The sequence below is a fragment of the Aeromicrobium sp. genome, assembly GCF_036676885.1.
Taxonomy (GTDB): Bacteria; Actinomycetota; Actinomycetes; order Propionibacteriales; family Nocardioidaceae; genus Aeromicrobium.
Genome location: NZ_JAKFCB010000171.1, coordinates 1 through 2,331 on the forward strand (window position 1 = coordinate 1; position 2,331 = coordinate 2,331).

The 2,331-nt window shown below is 67.6% G+C and carries 1 protein-coding gene; it reads left to right on the plus strand.

Annotation, left to right across the window (positions count from 1 at the left end; genetic code table 11):
• Positions 1–21 precede the first annotated feature (21 nt).
• On the plus strand, positions 22–2,331 hold a 2,310-nt coding region (acnA, locus tag V6M46_RS08240), incomplete at its 3' end, for an aconitate hydratase AcnA (RefSeq protein ID WP_332663653.1).

The following is a 2,331-nucleotide window of genomic DNA, read 5'->3' on the forward strand; positions in this document are numbered from 1 at the left end:
ACGACGCGAAGGAGAATGACGATGGCCGTCGACAGCTTTGGATCGAAGGACTCCCTCACAGTCGGGGACTCCACGTACGACTACTACCGCCTCGACGCGGTGACGGGCGACGGGCTCGACGTCTCGACCCTCCCGTTCAGCCTGAAGGTGCTCCTCGAGTCCCTCCTGCGCACCGAGGACGGTGCCGACATCACGAAGGCCGACATCGAGGCCCTCGCCGGCTGGGACGCAACAGTCGAGCCCAGCAAGGAGATCCAGTTCACGCCTGCCCGCGTGATCATGCAGGACTTCACCGGCGTCCCGTGCGTCGTCGACCTCGCCACGATGCGCGAGGCGATGGCCGACCTCGGCGGCGACGCGACCAAGATCAACCCGCTCGCACCGGCCGAGATGGTCATCGACCACTCCGTCATCGCCGACGTCTTCGGCACGCCCGAGGCATTCGAGCGCAACGTCGAGATCGAGTACGAGCGCAACCGCGAGCGCTACCAGTTCCTCCGCTGGGGCCAGGGCGCCTTCGACGACTTCAAGGTCGTACCTCCCGGCACCGGCATCGTGCACCAGGTCAACATCGAGCACCTCGCCCGCGTCGCGTTCACCCGTGAGGCCGACGGCAGCACGGTCGTCTACCCGGACTCGTGCGTCGGCACCGACTCGCACACCACGATGGTCAACGGCCTGGGCGTCGTCGGCTGGGGCGTCGGCGGCATCGAGGCCGAGGCGGCCATGCTCGGCCAGCCGATCAGCATGCTGATCCCGCGCGTCGTCGGCTTCAAGCTGTCGGGCGAGCTCCCCGAGGGCGCCACGGCGACCGACCTGGTCCTGGTCATCACCGAGCAGCTCCGCAAGCACGGCGTCGTCGGCAAGTTCGTCGAGTTCTACGGACCCGGCGTCGCGGCCGTCCCGCTGGCCAACCGCGCCACGATCGGCAACATGAGCCCTGAGTACGGCTCGACGATCGCGGTCTTCCCGATCGACGACGAGACCACCAAGTATCTCAAGCTCACGGGCCGCAGCGACGAGCAGATCGCGCTCGTCGAGGCATACGCCAAGGCACAGGGCCTGTGGCACGACGCCGACCGCGAGGCTCGCTACTCCGAATACCTCGAGCTCGACCTCGGTGACGTCGTCCCGTCGATCGCCGGTCCCAAGCGTCCCCAGGACCGCGTCTCGCTGACCGAGAGCAAGTCCTCGTTCCGCGCCGCCCTGCGCGACTACGTCGACCACGACGAGCAGGAGCTCGACGGCTACGACGAGTCGGTCGACGAGTCGTTCCCGGCCTCTGACTCGCCGACGTCGTCGGCGCACAACGGCGCCGACAAGCCCGTGCACGCCTCGCGCGGCAACGGCGCCGAGCGCGTACGCAACCCGCAGAAGGTCACCCTCGAGGACGGCACCGAGTTCGAGGTCGATCACGGCGCCGTCACGATCGCGGCCATCACGTCGTGCACCAACACGTCCAACCCGTCGGTCATGATCGGCGCGGCCCTGCTGGCCAAGAAGGCCGTCGAGAAGGGCCTGCAGCGCAAGCCGTGGGTCAAGACGACGCTGGCGCCGGGGTCGAAGGTCGTGACGGACTACTACGAGAAGTCCGGCCTGACGCCCTACCTCGACAAGCTCGGCTTCAACCTCGTGGGCTACGGCTGCACGACCTGCATCGGCAACTCAGGACCGCTGATTCCCGAGGTCAGCAAGGCCGTCAACGACGGCGACCTCGCCGTCACCGCGGTGCTCTCGGGCAACCGCAACTTCGAGGGCCGCATCAACCCGGACATCAAGATGAACTACCTGGCGTCGCCGCCGCTGGTCATCGCGTACGCCCTGGCCGGCTCGATGGACGTCGACCTCTACGCCGACCCGCTGGGCCAGGACCAGGACGGCAACGACGTCTACATGAAGGACATCTGGCCGTCGCCCAAGGAGGTCGAGGACGTCATCGCGTCGTCGATCGACTCCGCCACGTTCACCAAGGAGTACGCCGACGTGTTCGCCGGCGACGAGCGCTGGCAGAACCTGCCGACGCCCGACGGCGCCGTGTTCGAGTGGGATCCCGACTCGACCTACGTCCGCAAGGCGCCCTACTTCGACGGCATGGCTCTCGAGCCCTCGCCGGTCGAGGAGGTCACCGGTGCGCGCGTACTGCTCAAGCTCGGTGACTCGGTCACGACCGATCACATCAGCCCCGCCGGTGCGATCAAGAAGGACAGCCCGGCCGGCAAGTACCTGTCGGAGCACGGCATCGAGCCGCGCGACTTCAACTCGTACGGATCGCGTCGCGGCAACCACGAGGTCATGATCCGCGGCACGTTCGCCAACATCCGCCTGCGCAAC